This window comes from Limnohabitans sp. (assembly GCF_040400975.1).
Taxonomy (GTDB): Bacteria; Pseudomonadota; Gammaproteobacteria; order Burkholderiales; family Burkholderiaceae_C; genus Limnohabitans_A.
Genome location: NZ_JBBAPF010000037.1, coordinates 1 through 18,996, shown reverse-complemented (window position 1 = coordinate 18,996; position 18,996 = coordinate 1). Strand labels below are relative to the sequence as shown.

Genomic DNA, 18,996 nt, shown 5'->3' with positions numbered 1-18,996 from the left:
GATGCCGGTGATCACCGGTTTGCCGTTGACCAGGCCTTCGTTCAAAAAGCGCACGGCCGTGGCAAATTCGGCATGGAAGCGGAAGGTGCCGCGCAGGTCCACTTCTTTGGCCACCAGTTGCGTCATGGGCAGGCTGATGTCGCCGCCCATGCCCACGGTGATCAGCACGCCACGCGGCACGATGGTGTCCAGGCCCACGCGCAAAGCGGCCTCGCTGCCTGAGGCCTCAAACACCGCATCAAACTGCCCTTTGTCCACCTTGTAGGTGTCCAGCGCTTGGGGTTGGGTCTTGAGGTTGATGGTCTCGTCGGCGCCCATTTCTTTGGCGCACTTCAAAGGCAAGTCGGCGATGTCGGCGGCCACGATGCGGGCGGCACCTGCACGGCGCAAAGCACCAATCAAGAGAGAGCCAATCGGGCCACAACCGGTCACCAGCACCTGCTTGCCCAGCACGCTGCCTGCACGCTGGATGGCGTGCAAGCCGACCGACAAAGGCTCAGCCAGTGCGGCTTCGGACAGGCTCAAGTGGTCGGCAATCGGGTGGGCCTGGTAGCCCTCGATGACGAGTTGCTCACTGAAGCCCCCCTGGATGTGCGGAAAGGGCATGGCGCTGCCGTAAAAGCGCATGTGGAGGCAATGGTTGTGCTGGCCTGCTTGGCAAAAACGGCAGTGGCCGCAGGGTCGCGAAGGGGAGATGGCGATGCGCTGGCCTTGGGGCACGCCGCGCACGCCCGCACCCACAGCATCGACCACACCCGAGATTTCATGGCCCAGCGCAATGGGCTGCTTGATGCGCACGGTACCAAAACCGCCGTGCTGGTAGTAATGCAGGTCCGAGCCGCAAATACCGCCATAGGCCACATTCACACGCAGCTGGTGCTCGCCCAAGGCAGGCAATTGGGTGTGTTCGATGCGCAGGTCTTGGGCCGAGTGGCAAACAACGGTTTTCATGGCGAAGTCTCGGTTGTGGAGGGGGCCGGGTGTTGACGGTGTGTTTGCGCCGCAGCCCATGCCAAGCACACCAAGTCGTTAATCGCCTCGGTGATCGGCAGCTCGATGACATCGCCTTCCTCGGGTTGCGGCCGCTCGAGGGTGTGAAATTGACTTTCGAGCAAGTCCAATGGCATGTAGTGGTCCTGGCGCTGACGCATGCGTTGGCAAATCAGCTCAAAGTCGCCGTTGAGGAAGATGAAAAACACCTCACCCGCTTGCGCCCGAATGCGGTCACGGTAGGCGCGTTTGAGCGCCGAGCAGGCGACCACGCGGCCGTGCGGGTGCGGTTCGCTCAAATGGGCTCCGATGCGGTCCAGCCAAGGCCAGCGGTCGCTGTCTTGCAAAGGGATGCCGGCGCGCATTTTTTCAACACTCTCGGCCAGGTGCAGGTCGTCTCCATCGACCATCGCCAGGCCCATGCGTTCACCCAAAGCCTTTGCCAAGGTGGTCTTGCCGCAACCGGCGACGCCCATCACGATCAGGCGAAAAGGCGGGATGTTCATGCCGTCTTGTCGATCACGATTTCAGGAGGGCCATGCACTCGGGCACGGGTGTGCGCAAGGGCTGACCCGAAATGCCCGCCTGCATGTTGGCAAAAGCCAGATCGGCCATGGCCTGACGTGTTTCGGTGGTGGCACTGGCCATGTGCGGGGTGAGCACCACATTGTTCAGGCGCCACAGGGCTTCGGGCACCTGGGGTTCATCGGCAAACACGTCCAGTCCAGCACCTGCGATGGTGCCTTGTTGCAAGGCCTCGATCAGGGCAGTCTCATCGACCACGCTGCCGCGCGCCACGTTGATCAAAAATCCCCGAGGCCCCAGTGCTTGCAGGACTTGGGCGTTGATCAAATGCCGGGTCCCGGCCCCGCCTGGCGTGATCGCCACCAAAAAATCCACATGGGCAGCCAACTCAAGGGCGCTTGGGAAGAAGGTGAAACCCGAGTCAGGCTTTTCGCTGCGGGCGGTGTAGGCGATCGACATGCCAAAGGCTTGGGCGCGCTGCGCAATGGCTTTGCCGATGCGGCCCAACCCCACGATGCCCATGCGCGCACCCGAGACTTTGCGCGCCAGTGCGATAGGCCCAGATGGCCAGCGGCCTGCGCGCACAAATTGGTCGGCCTGCGGTATGGCCCGCCCCACCGACAGCACCAAGCCCATGGCCAGATCGGCCACATCGTCGGTCAGCACGTCGGGCGTGTGGGTCACGGGAATGCCGAACTCGATGGCCGCATCCACGTCGACACCGTCGTAACCCACGCCAAACACCGACACCACTTTGGCTTGGGGCAACTGTGTCAGCAAGCTGCGGGGCACCAGCGCTTCGCCGGTGCCCGCCACGCCCACAATGCGGGGCGCCAAAGCGGCAAAGGCGGCAGGGTCCTCGGTGTGGGTGCGGTCATGCACCGTGTACAAGGTTTGCAGGGCCTGCAGATAAAAAGGGTGCAGTTTGGCGACTGCCAGTACATCGGGTTTGGTGGTCATGGATGGGCCTGATGGGTGAATGACTTTGGCAGTGCAGACGCATGCCTTGGCTGTGATCATCACACCATTGTGGCCCCATTTTTCCTCTGATTAACCCTTGCAGGGTGTTGGCTCGGCGACAATCCTTTCTTCTTATGGATGGAATAAAGACCCACTATGACCGAGCTGAAAAAAGTCATTCTCTTCACCGACACCGATGGACGTGCCCGTTTTCGTGAGGAATGGGTGAGCCTGACCGAAGGCACACCGCAGAGCCAGTTGTCGGCCCTGATGGCGGCCAGTGCCTGCCAGTTGCGCCAAAGTCCGGTGGGTTTTCGCAGCAGCTTCCATTGCACCGGCAAGCCGCAGTGGCTGTTTGTGTTGGGCGGTCAGATGGAGATTTTTCTGCAAGACGGCAGCTCGCGCACCTTTGGCCCAGGTGAATTTTTCTACTCGGCCGACACCCTGCCCGAAGGGGCCACGTTTGACCCCACTGTGCACGGCCACTGGAGCCGCCAAGTCGGCCCCGATCCGCTGGTGACCTTGTTCGTGCGCGACTGATTCAACCTGTCCATCAGGCAAAAAAAGAGCCCGCTTCTGGCGGGCTCTGTTCATGGAGAAGGGGGTTGATCAGCGACCGAAGCCACGTCCGCCGCCGCCGTTTCCACCCCGGTTGCCACCGCCATAACCGCCGCCACCTCCACCGCCACGGCGGCCGCTGCTGGCCAAGCTGTCGATGCTGGTGCGTGTCGGGTCAGGCTGACCGCTGCTGCGCACGGGCTTGCGGTTGGGCAAGTCCAGTCGCGCAAACTGCGTGGTTTTCAGGGGGTCGATGTGGCGTGGCAACTCGTCACCGTCGTTGCGGTGGCGGTCTTGCCCACCCTGACCCCCTTGCGGACCGCGACCTGGTCCACGGCCGTCATGACGCGGACCCCGTGGTGGACGGCCTTGGCCATCGCCGCGGTTGTCAAAGCGTGGATCGCCGCGTTGCTCTTGGCCGCGTCCGCCATCACGGCCACCCTCACGGCGCCCATCGCCTTGGCCTTCAAAACGAGGCGCGCCTGGCGGGCCATTGCGGCGTGAGGGTGCTGGACCGTTGCGCGGTGCACGCGCTGGGCCTTGGCCTTCAGCGCGAGCTTGGCGCTGGCCTTGGCCACCACCACCGCCCACGGCCACTTTGTTGTCGCGGATGCGTTGCATCATGTCTTGGCGAGCGGCCTTGGCAGCTGCGGCCATCACATCACGGCTTGGTGGCTTGCCTGCACCGCCCCACAGGGTCTGGCGACCCATGGCGATGGGCTCGGCCACTTCGCCTGGCTCGGGGCCAAAGCCTTCGAGCATCTGCACGGGAATTTCTTGCTTGGTGAAGCGCTCAATGTCCATCATGAAGCCTTCTTCGTCCAGACACACCAAGCTCACAGCCTCGCCGCTGGCACCCGCGCGGCCGGTGCGGCCAATGCGGTGCACGTAGTCTTCCGACACGTTCGGAATTTCAAAGTTCACCACGTGTGGCAAGTCTTCGATGTCAATACCACGCGCCGCGATGTCGGTGGCCACCAAAGCGCGGATCTCGCCGCTTTTGAAACCGGCCAAAGCTTGGGTACGCGCTGTCTGGCTCTTGTTGCCGTGCAAGGCCATGGCCTTGACGCCGTTTTTGGTCAAGAAGTCGGCCACATTGTTAGCGCCAAATTTGGTGCGGGTGAACACCAGCACCTGGCTCCAGTCGTGCTTTTGGATGATGTGCAACAGCACGTCTTTTTTCTTGCTGCGGCCCACGGGGTGGATCACCTGCGTGATGCGTTGCACGGTGGTGTTGCTGGGCGTGACCTGGATGCTTTGCGGGTTCTTGAGCAGGTTGCCCGCCAACTCGCGGATCTCGTCGCTGAAGGTGGCCGAGAACAGCAAGCTCTGCTTGTCTTTGGGCACCAGGGCCAGCACTTTTTTCACGTCGTGGATGAAGCCCATGTCCAACATGCGGTCGGCTTCGTCGAGCACCAAAATTTCGATGGTCGACAAGTCCAGGAAGCCCTGGCCTTGCAAGTCCAGCAGACGGCCGGGTGTGGCCACCAGAATGTCCACGCCTTTTTTGACTTTGCTGATTTGCGGGTTCATGCCCACGCCACCAAAGATCACGGTGGAGTCGAGCTTCAAATATTTGCCGTAATCGCGCACCGATTCTTCGACCTGAGCGGCCAATTCACGGGTGGGCGTGAGCACCAGGGCGCGGATGGCTTTGCCACCAAAACGGTTTTGGCCGGGCTCCGTCAGGCTCAGCTTGTGCAGCATGGGCAGGGTGAAGGCGGCGGTTTTACCCGTGCCGGTTTGTGCCCCGGCCAGCAAGTCTTGGCCAGCCAGAACGGCGGGAATGGCTTGGGCTTGGATCGGGGTGGGGGTGTCGTAGCCGAGCTCGCGCACCGCTTGCATGATGGCCGGAGCCAGATTCAATTCTTCAAAGTTCATTTTCTGAGCGCCATGTCCGGCGCTGGGTGTCGACTCAATCAATGCTGTTGGCAGTGACCAGTGTGGGTCGACAGGTCTTAAGGTGGGCATGGAAACCGCAGGCGCTTGTTTTGAGCGTTGCCCGGGTCAGGCCCCAGCAGGAGTGCTGATGCTGAGGCAACTGGAGGCCTCAGCGAGATAGATTGTCGCACAAAGCCAAGCCAGCGCATGACTGCACCGCTTTGGCTGTTCGGCGCTGCCCTGGGTGTGTCATGGGTTCAAACCCCAATTCAAAGATTTGCCTAGCGCCCCTAGACTGGTGTCAGCCATTTCAACAACACCCAGGGAAACCCCATGTCCGCTCATACCCCGCTTTCACGCCGTCATGTTTTGACAGCGTCCACCGCCCTGGCCGCTGGTCTGGCCAGCATGGCCTGGATGGGGCCAGCCCAAGCGCAGACTGCCGCATGGCCTGCCAAGCCCATCAAAATCGTGGTGGCCTTTCCGCCCGGTGGCCTGACCGATGCCTATGCCCGCAACTACGGAGAGTTTCTCAGTAGCCGTTTGGGTGTGCCGGTGGTCATTGAAAACAGGCCCGGTGCGGGCGCCATCATTGGCATTGACGCGGTGGCCAAGTCCCCCGCCGACGGCTACACCTTCGTCATGAGCACATCGGGCACTTTTTGGCAAAACCGCGTTTTGTACGCCAAGCTGCCTTACAACCTGGACAAAGACTTGACCCCCGTGACCGTGTTCCCCTCGGGACCGCTGGTGGTGGGCATCAACGACAAGATCCCAGCCAAAAACATGGCCGAGTTTGTCGCCTGGGCTAAAAAGAACAACACCTCTATGGGCACCTATGCCCCGGGCTCTTATCCCCACATGTTGGCCGACCAGACCAACCGCCAGCAAGGCACCACGATCCAGTCGGTGCACTACCGGGGTGAAGCGCCGATGTGGCTGGACGTGGCCTCGGGCCAGTTGCAGATCGCGGTGGGCAGTTTTCAGGCCTTCAATGCCGTGTCCACCCGGGGCGTGCGCGCCATTGGCGTGACCGGTAGTTACCGATCGCCCAAGCTGCCCGATGTGCCCACGCTCACCGAACAAGGCAACACCGAAAAACTGGTCACGCTCGAGGGCGGTTTGCCTTTGGTGGCGCCAGCCGGCACGCCCGAAGCCGTGCTCAAGCGCATGGCCGATGAAGCGGTGGCCTGGTCCAACACCGACAAAGCCGCCAAGCTGCGCGAAACCTTCGCCATCCCCAACAAGCCCAAAAACCTGGCGGCCACCCGCAAAGACTGGGAAGCCGAAGTGCCCGTTTGGATCAAGCTGGCGGTGGATTTGGGGATCAAGCTGGACTGATGCAGTGGCATTGGCGCAGTATGGGTGCGCTGCATTTGTAGGAGCGCACCCCCACACGCGAAAAGTGGCCCACGGATGACATGAGCCCGAGCTCGCGTTCAGTTTGACCAAGCAGTTGGATTTGCATTAAAGTAATGAATCCTTACTTTTGGATAAGAGTATGCTTGCCAAAATCACTGCCAAAAACCAGCTTACCCTGCCTAAAATCCTCACGCAGGCGGTAGGGGCGACCGAATACTTTGACGTGGAGGCCCGGGGCGGTCAGCTCATCTTGACGCCTGTACGCATACAGCGTAGCGACGCGGTCCGTGCCAAATTGGCCGAGTTGGATCTGACAGTCGACGACATGGCGGCAGCGGTAGCATGGGCCAGAGCGCCCGCACCCAGATCCGCTTCACCAACTGCCATGGCTAACGAGCCTGCTTCAGCCTACAAGGTGACGCCTGTCAAGTCGAAGAAGGTCCGTGTCAAAAAAACCAAGCCTCCAGCATGAGTGCTGCTTTTCGCGTGGTGCTGGACACCAACGTCGTCTTGTCTGCGCTGGTGTTTCGCGGTGCAGCCGCCGGACAGCTACGGCAGTCTTGGCAGCGAGGGCTGATTCTGCCTCTGGTCAGCACAGCCACTGCGCAAGAGCTGGTCCGCGTGTTGGCTTATCCCAAGTTTCGCTTGTCGCCAGCTGAACAAAACGAGTTGCTGGCCGATTACTTGCCTTACACGGAAACAGTGCGGATCGCGCAGCCGCCTCCTAAAGTCCCCCATTGCCGCGATGCGCTGGATTTGCCATTCATGCATTTGGCGGTGGCGGGCAAAGCGCATGCACTGGTGTCTGGCGACCGAGATTTGCTGGCCATTGCCGCTGAGTTTGAGCGGTTCTGTTCGTGTCCCATTGTGGGTTTGGAAGTGTTTTGCACAATGCCCCCTCTCACTGTTCGTGGGTAGAAAATCCGCAGATCAAGCAGCCCGATGAGCCAAACAAATTCGAATCTCCAATCCGCAAACTGCTATGCCATCGGGGTGCACTGATGCGTGCGAATCCGCGGTTTAATCACGCCTTATGAAAAAGACCGATCAAATGAGTTTTTTCGACTCGCCTGTCGATACACCCGCTGACCCCGAAGCCATGGCCCAAACCTTGGCGCAGCACCCCGACTTCCGCGTGCTGCGCCGTTTGCAGCCGGTGGCCGACTATGGTGGGCAGCAGGGCAAGGCCACGCAGCGCGTCATCGTGCTGGACACCGAAACCACCGGGCTGGACAGCAAGAGCGAAAGCATCATCGAGCTGGCCATGTTGTCGGTGTTGGTGGACACCGTGACCGGTTTGCCGGTGGGTCCGGTCACCATTTATGAATCGTTTGAAGACCCGGGCAAGCCCATCCCGCCGCAAATCACCGAAATCACCGGCATTGACGACAGCATGGTGAAGGGTCAGCGCATTGACGACGCTGCCGTGACCGCACTGGTGCAAGAGGCCGATTTGGTGGTGGCGCACAACGCCGGGTTTGACCGGCCGTTTGTCGAAGCACGATTACCCGTTTTCGCCAGCAAGTCCTGGAATTGCTCTTTCATGGGCATCGACTGGAAGAAAGAGGGCAGTGGCTCGGCCAAGCTAGAGTTTTTGGCCTCAGAGCGGGGCTGGTTTTACGATGCCCACCGCGCGCAGGTGGATTGCCATGCGCTTTTGCAGGTACTGGCTTCGCCCTTGGCCGATGGCCAAACCGGCTTGTTGCGGCTTTTGTCCGGTATGGGCCAAACCCGTTATAAATTGAGGGCCATGGGCGCGCCGTTTGAGTCCAAAGACAAACTCAAGGCCAGAGGCTACCGCTGGGACGGCGAAGGTCGGGTGTGGTGGTGCAGTTTGGCTTCGGACGATCTGCTGGACGCCGAGTGCGATTGGCTGCGCGAAGAGGTGTATGGCCGCCGCACGGCTCGGGTGCAATTGGAGGCCTTGGACAGCCGGGTGCAGTATTCCTCGCGATCAGGTCAGGTGTCTGAGCGTACGGTCTGATTTTTTTCCTTCAAACCCCGGCAAGCGGGGATAATACTGGGTTGCACGCGCTGTAACCGCGCTTTTTTCTATTCAGGTTTACACATGGCTCAATACGTATTTTCGATGAACCGGGTTGGCAAGATCGTGCCGCCTAAGCGTCACATCCTCAAAGACATTTCGCTGTCTTTCTTCCCAGGTGCCAAGATCGGCGTGCTGGGCACCAACGGATCGGGCAAGTCCACTTTGCTCAAAATCATGGCCGGCATCGACAAAGAGATCGAAGGCGAAGCCATCCCCATGGCGGGCCTGAAGATCGGTTACCTCCCACAAGAACCGGTCATGGACCCTGAGCAGACCGTGCGCGAAGCCGTGGAAAGCGGTATGGGCGAAGTCAAGGCTGCGCAGGCCCGTCTGGAAGAGGTGTATGCCGCCTACGCCGAAGAAGACGCCGACTTTGATGCGCTGGCCGCCGAGCAGGCCAAGCTCGAAGCCATCATCTCCACCGCGGGTGACGCGTCTGAGCACCAGCTCGAAATCGCTGCTGACGCGCTGCGTCTGCCCCCATGGGATGCCATCATTGGCAAGCTCTCCGGTGGTGAAAAACGCCGTGTGGCCCTGTGCCGCTTGCTGCTCTCGCGACCCGACATGTTGTTGCTGGACGAGCCCACCAACCACTTGGACGCCGAGTCGGTGGACTGGCTTGAACTCTTTTTGCAGCGTTTTTCGGGCACCGTGGTGGCCATCACCCACGACCGTTACTTCCTGGACAACGCCGCAGAGTGGATTTTGGAACTCGACCGGGGCTCCGGCATTCCGTACAAAGGCAACTACTCCAGCTGGCTAGAGCAAAAAGACGCCCGTTTGGCCACCGAGCAGCGCACCGAAGACGCCCGCTCCAAAGCCATGAAGAAAGAACTGGAGTGGGCGCGTGCCAACCCCAAGGGCCGTCAGGCCAAGAGCAAGGCGCGTCTGGCCCGCTTCGAAGAGTTGAGTGACCACGACTACCAAAAACGCAACGAGACGCAGGAGATCTTCATTCCTGTGGCCGAGCGTTTGGGCAACGAGGTGTTCGAGTTCAAAAACGTCAGCAAGTCCTTTGGCGACCGTTTGCTGATCGACAACCTGAGCTTTCAGGTGCCTGCGGGCGCCATCGTCGGCATCATCGGCCCCAACGGTGCTGGTAAATCGACCCTGTTCAAGCTGATCGCGGGCAAAGAGCAGCCCGACAGCGGTGAGGTCAAGATTGGCCAGACCGTGCGCATGGCCTTTGTGGACCAGAACCGTGATGACCTGGACAACAACAAAACCGTGTGGGAAGACGTCTCGGGTGGCCTGGACATCATCAACGTGGGCAAGTTCCAGATGGCCAGCCGTGCGTATTGCGGTCGCTTCAACTTCAACGGTGGTGACCAGCAAAAAAAGGTCGGCATGCTCTCCGGGGGTGAGCGTGGGCGCTTGCATCTGGCCAAGACCCTGATTGAAGGCGGCAACGTGCTGCTGCTGGACGAGCCCTCGAACGACTTGGACGTTGAAACTTTGCGCGCATTGGAAGATGCGTTGCTCGAATTCGCAGGTTCGGTCATGGTCATCAGCCACGATCGCTGGTTCTTGGACCGCATTGCCACCCACATTCTGGCCGCCGAAGGTGACAGCCAGTGGGTGTTCTTTGATGGCAACTACCAAGAGTACGAAGCCGACAAAAAACGCCGTTTGGGGGAAGAGGGTGCCAAGCCTAAGCGTGTGCGCTTCAAGGCGCTCAAGTGATGCCTTTACTTGCTCATTGACCATGAAAAACGGGCCCCGAGGGGTCCGTTTTTTATTGACTGACAAGCCTTAAGCGATTGCGGATGGCTCGATTCCGCGACCAGCGATCAAAGCTGTGAAAAATCCGTTGAACCAATGCATGTTCACGGGTTTGGCCATGAAGATGGTGCCTTCGGGCAGGCCACCTTTGGCAGCAATTTCTTCTGCGCTGAGGGCGGAAATCACCAAGCAGGTCATGCTTTGAAATTGTGGCGAATGCTTGAGAGTTTTGATCAATTCAAAACCATCTACGCCGGGCATGTTCAGATCGGCGATGAGCACGTCAGGTTGGATGCTCGCCATGTCAATCAAGGCTTCGAGACCGGAGGACATGGCCGTGCAATCGACGGGCATCTCAGAACGGCCGCAAAAGTCTCGGATCATGTCTCGGGTGACGGGATCGTCTTCGACCAACAACACACGCAGGCGATGTTCTCTGCCGTCCAGAGGACTCATCAGCATGTTGTGCTTTTTTTGGTAATCGCGAATGGAGGGCATGGAGATGCGGCGGTGGCCACCTTGCGTCTTCCAAGCCTGTAGTTCGTTTTTTTCGACCAAGGTCTGAATGGTGCCCACGGACAAACCCAGCAGCTTGGCTGCATAGGTGGTGCCGCAGTAGTCTTCAGGTGTGTCGGGGGGGTGTGGTGTTTGCATGAGGCGTATTTTAATGACAAAAATGCCAAACATAAAAAAATATAACACTTTGTTACGCTCAAAAAATGTTTTTTACAAAACAGCAACTCTTAAATCATCTTTTTTGACTTGGTCCCCCTTGCGACAAAGAGAGGTCCATCCTGAGGTGGGGCGACGATTAACATGGCGAGTACTACAAGGAGACAATGAATGCCTGCCCATGCTGTTGTTTGGCCCGCCCGACTGCCCGCCCGCTTGTCAGCGCCTGCCACCTCTTTGTGGATGAATTTGGCCATCAGTGCCTTGCGCTATCCCGATAAGGTGGCGCTTGTCTTTATGGGTCGGGTCTGGACCTACCGAGAGCTGGCCGACAGCGCAGAGCAGTTGGCAGGCCAACTCAAGGCGCTGGGCGTGCAAACCGGTGACCGTGTGGTTTTGGACATGCAAAACTGCCCGCAGTTGGTGATCTGCCACTTTGCCATCTTGCGCATCGATGCGGTGGTGGTACCGGTCAACCCGATGAACCGGACCGAGGAACTCAAACACTACATCATCGACCCGGACACAAAACTGGCCGTGACCACGGCCGATCTGGCCCCTGACTTGGCGCAGGCCAGCGAGGCTTTGCCTCCCGAGCAGCGCCTGAAGCACCTGGTGGTGACGCAATTCACCGATGTGTTTGACCCCGATACCGTCGGCCCCGAAGACATGCCCGAGGCCTGGCGGCCGTGGTTGTTGCCGGTGCGTGCTTTACCCGAGCTGGCTTCGGGTCAGGTGCATGCCTGGGCCAAACTCATGGCAGCCCCCGGGGTGGACTTGCCGTCACCCCTCGCCAAGACGGATGACCTGGCCATCTTGCCCTACACCAGCGGCACCACCGGCTTGCCCAAAGGCTGCATGCACACGCACGGCACCATCATGCACAACGCCATGTCCAGCGGCTTGTGGGGCAATGGCACGCCAGAAAACGTGACCTTGTGTGTGGTGCCCATGTTCCACATCACCGGCATGGTCAGCGTCATGCACACCAGCATTTTGTTGGGGGCCAGCCTGGTGCTGATGCCGCGCTGGGACCGCGATGTGGCGGGGCATTTGATCTCGAAATGGGCCGTGACCCACTGGACCAACATCCCGACCATGGTGATCGACCTGCTGGGCAGCCCGAACATGGACCGTTATGACCTGAGCAGCCTGGCCTATATCGGCGGTGGCGGCGCCGCCATGCCCGAGGCTGTGGCGCAGCGTTTGCTGGACCAGTTTGGCCTGCGGTATGTGGAAGGTTATGGCCTGACCGAAACCGCAGCCCCCTCGCACACCAACCCGCCTGATGCGCCCAAGAAGCAGTGTTTGGGCATCCCGTTCATGAGCGTGGAGTCGCGGATTGTGGACCCCGAGACCCTGGCCGAGTTGCCGCCCGGCGAGTCCGGTGAGATCGTGATCAGCGGCCCGCAGGTGTTCAAGGGTTACTGGAAACGACCCGAGGCGACCGCCGCTGCGTTTTTTGAGCGTGATGGCCATCTGTTTTTCCGTTCGGGCGACATGGGCCGGGTGGATGAAGAGGGTTACTTCTTCATGACCGACCGCTTGAAACGCATGATCAACGCGAGTGGCTTCAAGGTCTGGCCCGCCGAGGTCGAAGCCCTGATGTTCCGCCACCCCGCGATTCAGGAGGCCTGCATCATTGCCACCCGAGACGCCTACCGGGGCGAGTCGGTCAAGGCGGTGGTGGTTTTACGGCAAGACCACAAAGGCAAAGTGTCCGAGCAGGACATCATCGACTGGTGCCGTGAGAACATGGCCGTTTACAAAATGCCCCGCGCCGTGAGTTTTGTCGACGCTCTGCCCAAGAGCGGCAGCGGCAAAGTCATGTGGCGGGCACTGCAAGAGGCCGAAATGGCCGCCTTGGGCGCACCTGCTAAGGCTTGAGCCCTCCTACCCATCCACACCCGAATGAGCCTGAGACTTTCCATCCTGGACCAATCCGCTGCTGCCTCCGGGCGCGGCCAAGACGCGACCATCCGGCAAACCTTGGCGTTGGCGCAAAAGGCCGAAGCTTGGGGCTATGACCGCTTTTGGGTGAGCGAGCACCACAGCCACCCCAGCATCGTGGGCAGTGCCCCTGAAGTCTTGATGGCAGCCATTGCCGCCCGCACCCAGCGCATCCGCATTGGCAGTGCTGGGGTGATGCTGCCCCATTACTCGGCGCTCAAGGTGGCCGAGCAGTTTCGGGTTCTGGACGCCCTGGCCCCCGGTCGCATCGACCTGGGTGTGGGCCGCGCCCCGGGCAGCGATGGGCGCACCGCGCAGTTGCTCAACCCCGACCGCAACGCGTCCGAGCGTTTCCCACAGCAGGTCATGGAAATGCAAGCTTGGGTGAGTGGCCACAACCTGCCACCCGGTCACCCGGGGCACAACGTGTTTGCCTTCCCGTTGTCAGAGTCTGCACCCACCGTGTGGATGCTGGGCAGCTCGGACTATGGCGCCCAGCTGGCCGCACATCTGGGCTTGCCTTATGCGTTTGCCTATTTCATCACCGATGGGCAGGGTGCAGACGAAGCCTTGCAGATTTACCGCGAAACTTTTCGGCCCAGCCCAGCGCTGCAAAAGCCCCATGCCGCGCTGTGCGTCTGGGCCTTGGCCGCAGACACCGATGAAGAAGCACTGCGGCTGTTTGAAAGCCGTGCCCGATGGAAGATGGACCGCAACCTGGGCCGCATCGGGGCGCTGTTGCCTCCACAAGAAGCGGCCCGTGACTACAGCCCAGCCGAGCAGTTTGCGCTGGAACGACTGCGTGAAGGGGCCTTGGTTGGCTCTGCCGCTAAGGTGGGCCGCAAATTGCGCCAACTGGCCGCGCGGCTGGAGGTGCAGGAGTTGGTGGTCATCACCTGGACGCATGACCCTGCAGCGCAAATGCGCTCTTACGAGTTGCTCGCCCATGAATTTGGATTGGCGGCAAACTCGGCCTTTTGATTTTTAAACACACAGGATTTTTGACATGTTCACCACTGCAATTGCGGGCAGCTTGCCCAAACCCGCCTGGCTGGCCGAGACCGAAAAACTCTGGCCGCAGTGGACTACCCAGGGCCCTGAGCTGCAGCAAGCCAAAGCCGATGCCACTCTGCTGTGGATCAAGGCCCAAGAAGACGCGGGCCTAGACGTGATCGGTGATGGCGAACAAGCCCGCCAACACTTTGTGCACGGGTTTGTGGAGCAGGTCGAGGGCATCGACTTTGTGAACAAGGTCACCATGGGCATCCGCAACAACCGCTACGACGCGCAGGTGCCTCAGGTCATCGCGCCTCTGCGCCTCAAGGGCCGTGTGCATGCATTCGAGGCCCAACTGGCCCGCGCTCATACGAAGAAAAAGTTGAAATTCACTTTGCCCGGCCCGATGACCATTGTGGACACCGTGGCCGACCGTTTTTATGGCGACAAGGTCAAGATGGCCATGGCCTTTGCCGAGTTGCTCAACCAGGAAGCGCTGGCGCTGCAAGCCGATGGCGTGGACATCATTCAATTCGATGAGCCGGCGTTCAATGTCTACATGGAGGAAGCCGCCGATTGGGGCGTTAAGGCGCTGGAGGTGGCTGCTCGCGGGCTGACCTGCACCACCGCCGTTCACATTTGCTATGGCTACGGCATCGAAGCCAACAACAACTGGAAAAAAACGCTGGGCGACGAATGGCGTCAATACGAAAAAGTGTTCCCAGCCTTGGCCAAAAGCAGCATCCAGCAAGTGAGCCTGGAGTGCATGCACTCGCATGTGCCCATGGAGATGATGAAGTTGCTGGAAGGCAAAGACGTGATGGTGGGCGTGATCGACGTGGCCAACCCGGCCATCGAAACCGCTGAAGAAATCGCCGACACCATTGGCCGCGCCCTGCAATTCGTGCCCAAGAACAGGTTGATTGCCTGCACCAACTGCGGCCTGGCCCCCATGAGCCGAGCTGTCGCCGAAGCCAAACTCAAGGCGCTGGCCGAAGGCGCGAAACTGGCCAGCCAGCGTTACGCCTGAAGCGCGATGCCTGAGGTGCAATGCCCTTGGGCAAGGCGCTGTGCAGGTCGGGTTATGCTTGCCGCTTTTCCCCGATATCCCGGAAGCTTTCATGCCCCAACAAACGCTGCAGCCGCCCCTGACCTCACCTGACCTGCTGAATGCCACGCTGGCAGATCAGGGCTTTGCAGTGCTGGGTTCGGCCAGTGTTTGCGCTTTGGCTGGAGTCCCAATCGATGCTTTGAAGGCTTTGCAGTCCAGCTGGGATGATTTGCCCCCCGACCAGTACCTCAAAGACGGTGGCCGCTACCGTCGGCGTCGCCATGCCAGTTTTGAAGTGACAGACCAACAGGTCAAGGCCACCCCCCACCGGGCCCATTGGCAGCCGGTGTCTTACAACGCCTTGCACGGCGGCATGCAGCGCTGGTTTGAACCCATGGCCGCGCCGGTGGTACAGACCGCTGCTTGGCAAAAAATCTTGTGTTGGTTGGGCGCGATCGCCTCCACCGCGCAGGGTGCACAAACCTGGTACACCGAAGCCCACCAGTTCCGCATTGACACTACCGATGGCATTGGCCGCCCCACACCCGAGGGCGCACACCGCGACGGCGTGAATTGGGTGGCGGTGTTCATGATCGGACGCCACGGCATCAAGGGCGGCGAGACCCGCGTGTTTGACATGGACAGCCCCCGAGGCCAGCGCTTTACCCTGAATGAGCCTTGGTCGGTGCTGTTGCTCGACGACAGCCGCGTGATCCATGAGACCACCCCCATCCAACCTGAGCTGCCAGGGGGCTGGCGCGACACGCTGGTGGTCACGTTGCGCTCGGATGGGTTTTTGGACGAACCTGCGCAAAAAAACTGAATGATGTGTTGACCCCCAAAAAGAGCCCGGTGTGAAAACACCGGGCTCTTTTTGGGGGTGATCCCGGCGCACGCACCGGGACCCAAGGGCATCACATGCGCTCAAAAATCGCGGCAATGCCCTGGCCGCCGCCGATGCACATGGTCACCAGCGCGTAGCGGCCTTGAACGCGTTGCAGCTCGTACAGGGCTTTCACGGTGATCACGGTGCCGGTGGCGCCAATCGGGTGACCCAGCGAAATGCCCGAGCCGTTGGGGTTGACCTTGGCCGGATCCAGGCCCAGCTCGCGGGTCACGGCGCAGGCCTGCGCAGCAAAGGCTTCGTTGGCCTCGATCACATCCAGATCGTTGACCGTGAGGCCTGCTTTTTTCAGCACAGCATGCGTGGCCGAGATCGGGCCCACACCCATGATTTTGGGGTCCAGACCGGTGTGGGCATAAGCCACCAAACGGGCCATGGGTTGGGCGCCACGGGCCTTGGCGGCGCTGGCCTCCATCAGCACCACAGCAGCTGCCGCGTCATTGATGCCTGAGGCATTGCCCGCAGTCACCGTGCCGTTTTCCTTCACGAACACGGGCTTGAGCTTGGCCATGTCTTCGAGCTTGCAACCGGGGCGGAAGTGCTCGTCGGTGGTGTAGGCCACGTCGCCTTTTTTGCTCTTGAGCATGACCGGCATGATCTGGTCTTTGAAGTAACCCGCTGCTGTGGCGCGCTCAGCACGGTTGTGGCTTTCCAGCGCCAAGGCGTCCTGCATCTCGCGGGTGATGCCGTATTTGGCGGCCACGTTCTCGGCGGTCACGCCCATGTGGATGGTGTGGAAGGGGTCATGCAGCGCGCCGATCATCATGTCGACCATTTTGGTGTCGCCCATGCGCATGCCCCAGCGTGAACTCAGGCTCGCATAGGGCGCGCGGCTCATGTTTTCGGCGCCCCCGCCAATGGCGATGTCGCAGTCGCCCAGCAAGATGGATTGGCTGGCGCTCACGATGGCCTGCAGGCCCGAGCCGCACAGGCGGTTGACGTTGAAGGCGGGCGTGCCTTCGGCGCAGCCGCCGTTGATCGCTGCCACGCGCGACAAATACATGTCTTTGGGCTCGGTGTTGACCACATGGCCAAACACGACATGGCCCACGTCTTGGCCATCCACACCGGCACGCGCCAGCGACTCGCGCACCACCTGTGCCGCCAGTTCGGTGGGGGCGATGTCTTTCAGGCTGCCGCCAAAGGTACCAATGGCGGTGCGCACACCGCTGACCACAACAACTTCACGACTCATGGCAATGTCTCCAGATTGAAAAGAAATGAAAAACCGATGCAGAACTATAAAGGGCAGTGTCGGGCGCGATGGCTACAGCGGCCTGACACCAGTCCAATCAAGGCTTTGGCGTCAACGCGGAGTCAGGCCCGCACATCGGCCACCGGTGTTTGGCCAAAGTCAGGTCTGGCCAAAAAGCGCAGCACCTGTTCGGCGGCCTGCTCAGGGCTGCTGAGCAGGCCGCTGGCTTTGAGTTGCGCAAACTTCGATTGGTCGGGAAAGGCTTCGCTGGTGGTGCCCCGCAACTGCACTTGCATGTCGGTGTCGATCACGCCGGGGGCGAGCGAGCAGACTTTGGCACCGTTGGGGTGCAGGGCTTCGTCCAGCGCCAAGCAGCGGGTGAAATGGTCCATGCCCGCTTTGGCCGCGCAGTAACCTGCCTGGGAGGCCATGGGGTAACGGCCCAGGCCCGATGAAATGTTGAGCACTTTGCGCGGCAGGGACCAAGCCTGCGTGGCCCCCAAAAACACCGCACTCAAGGCCATGGGCGCTTCCAGGCCCACGCGCAGGGCTCGGGCCAAGTCGGCAGCTTGTGATTGGCGCAGCGGCACAACGGGCGGGATGACCCCCGCGTTGTTGATCAGGGTGGCGCTGGCAAACTGGCCCGGGACTTGGCTTTGCAGCCAGTCTCGCAAACGCGCACTGACGCCTTCCGTGTCGGCCAAGTCGTGTGTCCATTGCATCAAGGCCAGGCCTGATTTTTGGGCGCGGGTGGCGAGTTGCGGGCTGGCATTGCGGGAGATGCACAGCAAAGTGTTGCCCGTTGCCAGCAGTTGCTGGGCCATGGCCAATCCCATGCCGCGCGAGGCCCCGGTCAGGATGTAAAGGTGATCTTTCATGCTGGCATGTTAGGGGCATCTGAGTGGCCCGGGGTTGCCGCAGTTGACAAGCACCGCTGCCCCGTCAGTGGCCTTGCGCCGCTCGAATGCGGTTGACCTGCAAAGGGGTGACTTCGCCAGCCCGGTGACCCCACTGTGTGCGCAGGTGGGTCAGCACAGCGGCGATGTCGTGGTCATGCAGTTCCAGCACAGCCGGTGGCATGCCAAAAGGCCTGGGGTGGCCTTGGGTGGCCGGGCCGTAGCCGCCGTACAGCACCAGTTGCACCAAGTTGGTCGGGTCTTGCAGCAGCACGGCACGGTTGCCCGCCAAAGCCGGATAAGCCACCTCGCCCGTGGCGGTTTTCAGGCCTTCACCTTGTTCACCGTGGCACTGCAGGCATTGGCGTTCGTAAACCTTGGCCCCTTGGGTGGCCACTTGGGCAGAAACTGGGGCACTGCTGCGGGCCATCTGGGCCCCATCGGGCGCAACTTGCGTGGCACGCTGCGCCTGCGTTTGGAGGTAAACCGCCATGGCCATCAGGTCGGTTTCTTTCAGGTGCTGCAGGCTGTGTTGCACCACCTCGCCCATGGGGCCATTGGTTTGCGCCGTGTTGGATGCACCGGTGCGCAGCAGGCGCACGATCTCGGGCAGGGGGGTGCTGGCCAGGCCACTTTCGGCATCCTGGGTCAGGTTGGGGGCGTACCAGTTGAGCACTGGCATCAGGCCGCCCGACAAGTCGTGCACAGGGCCAGTGGCGCCCAGTGCGTTGCGCGGGCTGTGGCAAGCGGCGCAATGGCCCAAGCCTTGCACCAAGTAGGCGCCCCGGTTCCATTCGGCGCTTTCCGCTTTGTTTTCTTTGAAAGGGCTGGGCTCAAAAAACAGGCTGCGCCACACCGCCAATGCGGGCTGGGTGCCCAAAGGCCATGTCAAGGTATGGGCAGGTTGGGCCTGAACCACCGGCGCGAGGGTGTTCAACCAAGCAAAAATCGCGTCGCTGTCCTCACGGGTGACCACACTGGTGTGGTTGTAAGGAAAAGCTGGGGTGAGCAAGCGTCCGTCTGCAGACCGGCCTCGGTGCATGGCCTGCCAAAAGTCCTGCGGGGTCCAGCGGCCCAAGCCGGTTTCGGGGTCTGGGGTGAGGTTGCTGCTGTACACCCCGCCAAAGGGCGTGTCGATGCGGCGACCGCCTGCCAAAGGTGCGCCGCCCCGGGTGGTGTGGCAGGCCATGCAGTTGCCCGCTAATGCCAGGTAGCGGCCTTGTTCAATTTGGGCTTCGGTGGCCTTGACCGCAGCACCAGAAGCGGGCTTGTACGGCGCTAGCAAAT

Annotated in this window: 18 protein-coding genes; 10 read left to right on the top strand and 8 right to left on the bottom strand. The window is 60.8% G+C overall.

The genetic code is table 11. From position 1 onward, the window contains the following. The 3 genes from ABWQ00_RS14790 to ABWQ00_RS14780 all read right to left on the bottom strand — a co-directional run. The coding region (locus ABWQ00_RS14790) for an L-idonate 5-dehydrogenase (RefSeq protein WP_353239425.1) at positions 1-951 on the bottom strand (951 nt) is incomplete at its 3' end. Next, positions 948-1,496, bottom strand: coding sequence for a gluconokinase (locus tag ABWQ00_RS14785; RefSeq protein WP_353239424.1), 549 nt, complete (start codon positions 1,494-1,496; stop codon positions 948-950). The genes ABWQ00_RS14785 and ABWQ00_RS14790, both read right to left, overlap by 4 nt. Before the next feature lie 13 nt (positions 1,497-1,509). Then, on the bottom strand, positions 1,510-2,475 hold the full coding sequence (locus ABWQ00_RS14780) for a 2-hydroxyacid dehydrogenase (RefSeq protein WP_353239423.1): 966 nt from the start codon (positions 2,473-2,475) through the stop codon (positions 1,510-1,512). 156 nt (positions 2,476-2,631) lie between these two features. Between ABWQ00_RS14780 and ABWQ00_RS14775 the strand changes: the two genes are divergently transcribed. After that, positions 2,632-3,015 carry a cupin domain-containing protein gene (locus ABWQ00_RS14775; RefSeq protein WP_353239422.1) on the top strand — a complete coding sequence of 128 codons (384 nt, stop codon included), beginning with the start codon at positions 2,632-2,634 and terminating at the stop codon, positions 3,013-3,015. Between the two features lie 69 nt (positions 3,016-3,084). Here ABWQ00_RS14775 and ABWQ00_RS14770 read toward each other — a convergent pair whose 3' ends face one another. Next, on the bottom strand, positions 3,085-4,914 hold the full coding sequence (locus ABWQ00_RS14770; RefSeq protein WP_353239421.1) for a DEAD/DEAH box helicase: 1,830 nt from the start codon (positions 4,912-4,914) through the stop codon (positions 3,085-3,087). A 333-nt stretch (positions 4,915-5,247) separates the two neighbouring features. Between ABWQ00_RS14770 and ABWQ00_RS14765 the strand changes: the two genes are divergently transcribed. The 5 genes from ABWQ00_RS14765 to ettA all read left to right on the top strand — a co-directional run bounded on the left by ABWQ00_RS14765 (position 5,248) and on the right by ettA (position 10,006). Continuing rightward, on the top strand, positions 5,248-6,255 hold the full coding sequence (locus tag ABWQ00_RS14765; protein WP_353239420.1) for a Bug family tripartite tricarboxylate transporter substrate binding protein: 1,008 nt from the start codon (positions 5,248-5,250) through the stop codon (positions 6,253-6,255). A gap of 160 nt (positions 6,256-6,415) precedes the next feature. Continuing rightward, positions 6,416-6,748 (top strand): AbrB/MazE/SpoVT family DNA-binding domain-containing protein, encoded by a 333-nt coding sequence (locus ABWQ00_RS14760; protein WP_353239419.1) that lies wholly within the window; start codon positions 6,416-6,418, stop codon positions 6,746-6,748. Then, positions 6,745-7,194 carry a putative toxin-antitoxin system toxin component, PIN family gene (locus tag ABWQ00_RS14755; protein ID WP_353239418.1) on the top strand — a complete coding sequence of 150 codons (450 nt, stop codon included), beginning with the start codon at positions 6,745-6,747 and terminating at the stop codon, positions 7,192-7,194. The genes ABWQ00_RS14760 and ABWQ00_RS14755 overlap by 4 nt, the downstream gene beginning before the upstream one ends. A gap of 133 nt (positions 7,195-7,327) precedes the next feature. Further along, positions 7,328-8,260 (top strand): 3'-5' exonuclease, encoded by a 933-nt coding sequence (locus tag ABWQ00_RS14750; RefSeq protein WP_353239417.1) that lies wholly within the window; start codon positions 7,328-7,330, stop codon positions 8,258-8,260. Positions 8,261-8,344: 84 nt separating this feature from the next. Beyond that, positions 8,345-10,006 (top strand): energy-dependent translational throttle protein EttA, encoded by a 1,662-nt coding sequence (gene ettA / locus ABWQ00_RS14745; protein WP_353239416.1) that lies wholly within the window; start codon positions 8,345-8,347, stop codon positions 10,004-10,006. 69 nt (positions 10,007-10,075) lie between these two features. Here the strand turns inward: ettA and ABWQ00_RS14740 are convergent, their stop codons facing one another. Beyond that, complete coding sequence (locus ABWQ00_RS14740) at positions 10,076-10,699, bottom strand: response regulator (protein ID WP_353239415.1); 624 nt, start codon at positions 10,697-10,699, stop codon at positions 10,076-10,078. Between the two features lie 189 nt (positions 10,700-10,888). On the opposite strand from ABWQ00_RS14740, the gene ABWQ00_RS14735 reads away from it, so the two are divergent. The 4 genes from ABWQ00_RS14735 (at position 10,889) to ABWQ00_RS14720 (ending at position 15,537) form a co-directional block, all read left to right on the top strand. Then, on the top strand, positions 10,889-12,604 hold the full coding sequence (locus tag ABWQ00_RS14735; protein ID WP_353239414.1) for a long-chain fatty acid--CoA ligase: 1,716 nt from the start codon (positions 10,889-10,891) through the stop codon (positions 12,602-12,604). Between the two features lie 24 nt (positions 12,605-12,628). Next, on the top strand, positions 12,629-13,648 hold the full coding sequence (locus tag ABWQ00_RS14730) for an LLM class flavin-dependent oxidoreductase (RefSeq protein ID WP_353239413.1): 1,020 nt from the start codon (positions 12,629-12,631) through the stop codon (positions 13,646-13,648). 25 nt (positions 13,649-13,673) lie between these two features. Next, positions 13,674-14,693: a methionine synthase gene (locus tag ABWQ00_RS14725; RefSeq protein WP_353239412.1), complete on the top strand. Its 1,020-nt coding sequence runs from the start codon at positions 13,674-13,676 to the stop codon at positions 14,691-14,693. A gap of 91 nt (positions 14,694-14,784) precedes the next feature. After that, a complete protein-coding gene (locus tag ABWQ00_RS14720; RefSeq protein WP_353239411.1) occupies positions 14,785-15,537 on the top strand; it encodes a 2OG-Fe dioxygenase family protein in 753 nt (250 codons plus the stop codon). A gap of 91 nt (positions 15,538-15,628) precedes the next feature. On the opposite strand, the gene bktB is transcribed toward ABWQ00_RS14720, so the two are convergent. The 3 genes from bktB to ABWQ00_RS14705 all read right to left on the bottom strand — a co-directional run bounded on the left by bktB (position 15,629) and on the right by ABWQ00_RS14705 (position 18,994). Next, a complete protein-coding gene (gene bktB / locus ABWQ00_RS14715; protein WP_353239410.1) occupies positions 15,629-16,813 on the bottom strand; it encodes a beta-ketothiolase BktB in 1,185 nt (394 codons plus the stop codon). 122 nt (positions 16,814-16,935) lie between these two features. After that, entirely contained in the window at positions 16,936-17,691 is a 756-nt protein-coding gene (locus ABWQ00_RS14710) for an SDR family NAD(P)-dependent oxidoreductase (RefSeq protein WP_353239409.1), read from the bottom strand. Positions 17,692-17,755: 64 nt separating this feature from the next. Next, positions 17,756-18,994 (bottom strand): c-type cytochrome, encoded by a 1,239-nt coding sequence (locus ABWQ00_RS14705; protein ID WP_502908151.1) that lies wholly within the window; start codon positions 18,992-18,994, stop codon positions 17,756-17,758. Positions 18,995-18,996 lie beyond the last annotated feature (2 nt).

What these genes read in the sequence shown, in the direction of transcription:
- ABWQ00_RS14720 (WP_353239411.1), top strand. Translation starts at nt 14,785, where the DNA reads ATGCCCCAACAAACGCTGCAGCCGCCCCTGACCTCACCTGACCTGCTG.
- ABWQ00_RS14755 (WP_353239418.1), top strand. Translation starts at nt 6,745, where the DNA reads ATGAGTGCTGCTTTTCGCGTGGTGCTGGACACCAACGTCGTCTTGTCT.
- ABWQ00_RS14780 (WP_353239423.1), bottom strand. Translation starts at nt 2,475, where the DNA reads ATGACCACCAAACCCGATGTACTGGCAGTCGCCAAACTGCACCCTTTT.
- ABWQ00_RS14765 (WP_353239420.1), top strand. Translation starts at nt 5,248, where the DNA reads ATGTCCGCTCATACCCCGCTTTCACGCCGTCATGTTTTGACAGCGTCC.
- ABWQ00_RS14710 (WP_353239409.1), bottom strand. Translation starts at nt 17,691, where the DNA reads ATGAAAGATCACCTTTACATCCTGACCGGGGCCTCGCGCGGCATGGGA.
- ABWQ00_RS14785 (WP_353239424.1), bottom strand. Translation starts at nt 1,496, where the DNA reads ATGAACATCCCGCCTTTTCGCCTGATCGTGATGGGCGTCGCCGGTTGC.
- bktB (WP_353239410.1), bottom strand. Translation starts at nt 16,813, where the DNA reads ATGAGTCGTGAAGTTGTTGTGGTCAGCGGTGTGCGCACCGCCATTGGT.
- ABWQ00_RS14750 (WP_353239417.1), top strand. Translation starts at nt 7,328, where the DNA reads ATGAGTTTTTTCGACTCGCCTGTCGATACACCCGCTGACCCCGAAGCC.
- ABWQ00_RS14735 (WP_353239414.1), top strand. Translation starts at nt 10,889, where the DNA reads ATGCCTGCCCATGCTGTTGTTTGGCCCGCCCGACTGCCCGCCCGCTTG.
- ABWQ00_RS14770 (WP_353239421.1), bottom strand. Translation starts at nt 4,914, where the DNA reads ATGAACTTTGAAGAATTGAATCTGGCTCCGGCCATCATGCAAGCGGTG.
- ettA (WP_353239416.1), top strand. Translation starts at nt 8,345, where the DNA reads ATGGCTCAATACGTATTTTCGATGAACCGGGTTGGCAAGATCGTGCCG.
- ABWQ00_RS14775 (WP_353239422.1), top strand. Translation starts at nt 2,632, where the DNA reads ATGACCGAGCTGAAAAAAGTCATTCTCTTCACCGACACCGATGGACGT.
- ABWQ00_RS14730 (WP_353239413.1), top strand. Translation starts at nt 12,629, where the DNA reads ATGAGCCTGAGACTTTCCATCCTGGACCAATCCGCTGCTGCCTCCGGG.
- ABWQ00_RS14740 (WP_353239415.1), bottom strand. Translation starts at nt 10,699, where the DNA reads ATGCAAACACCACACCCCCCCGACACACCTGAAGACTACTGCGGCACC.
- ABWQ00_RS14725 (WP_353239412.1), top strand. Translation starts at nt 13,674, where the DNA reads ATGTTCACCACTGCAATTGCGGGCAGCTTGCCCAAACCCGCCTGGCTG.
- ABWQ00_RS14760 (WP_353239419.1), top strand. Translation starts at nt 6,416, where the DNA reads ATGCTTGCCAAAATCACTGCCAAAAACCAGCTTACCCTGCCTAAAATC.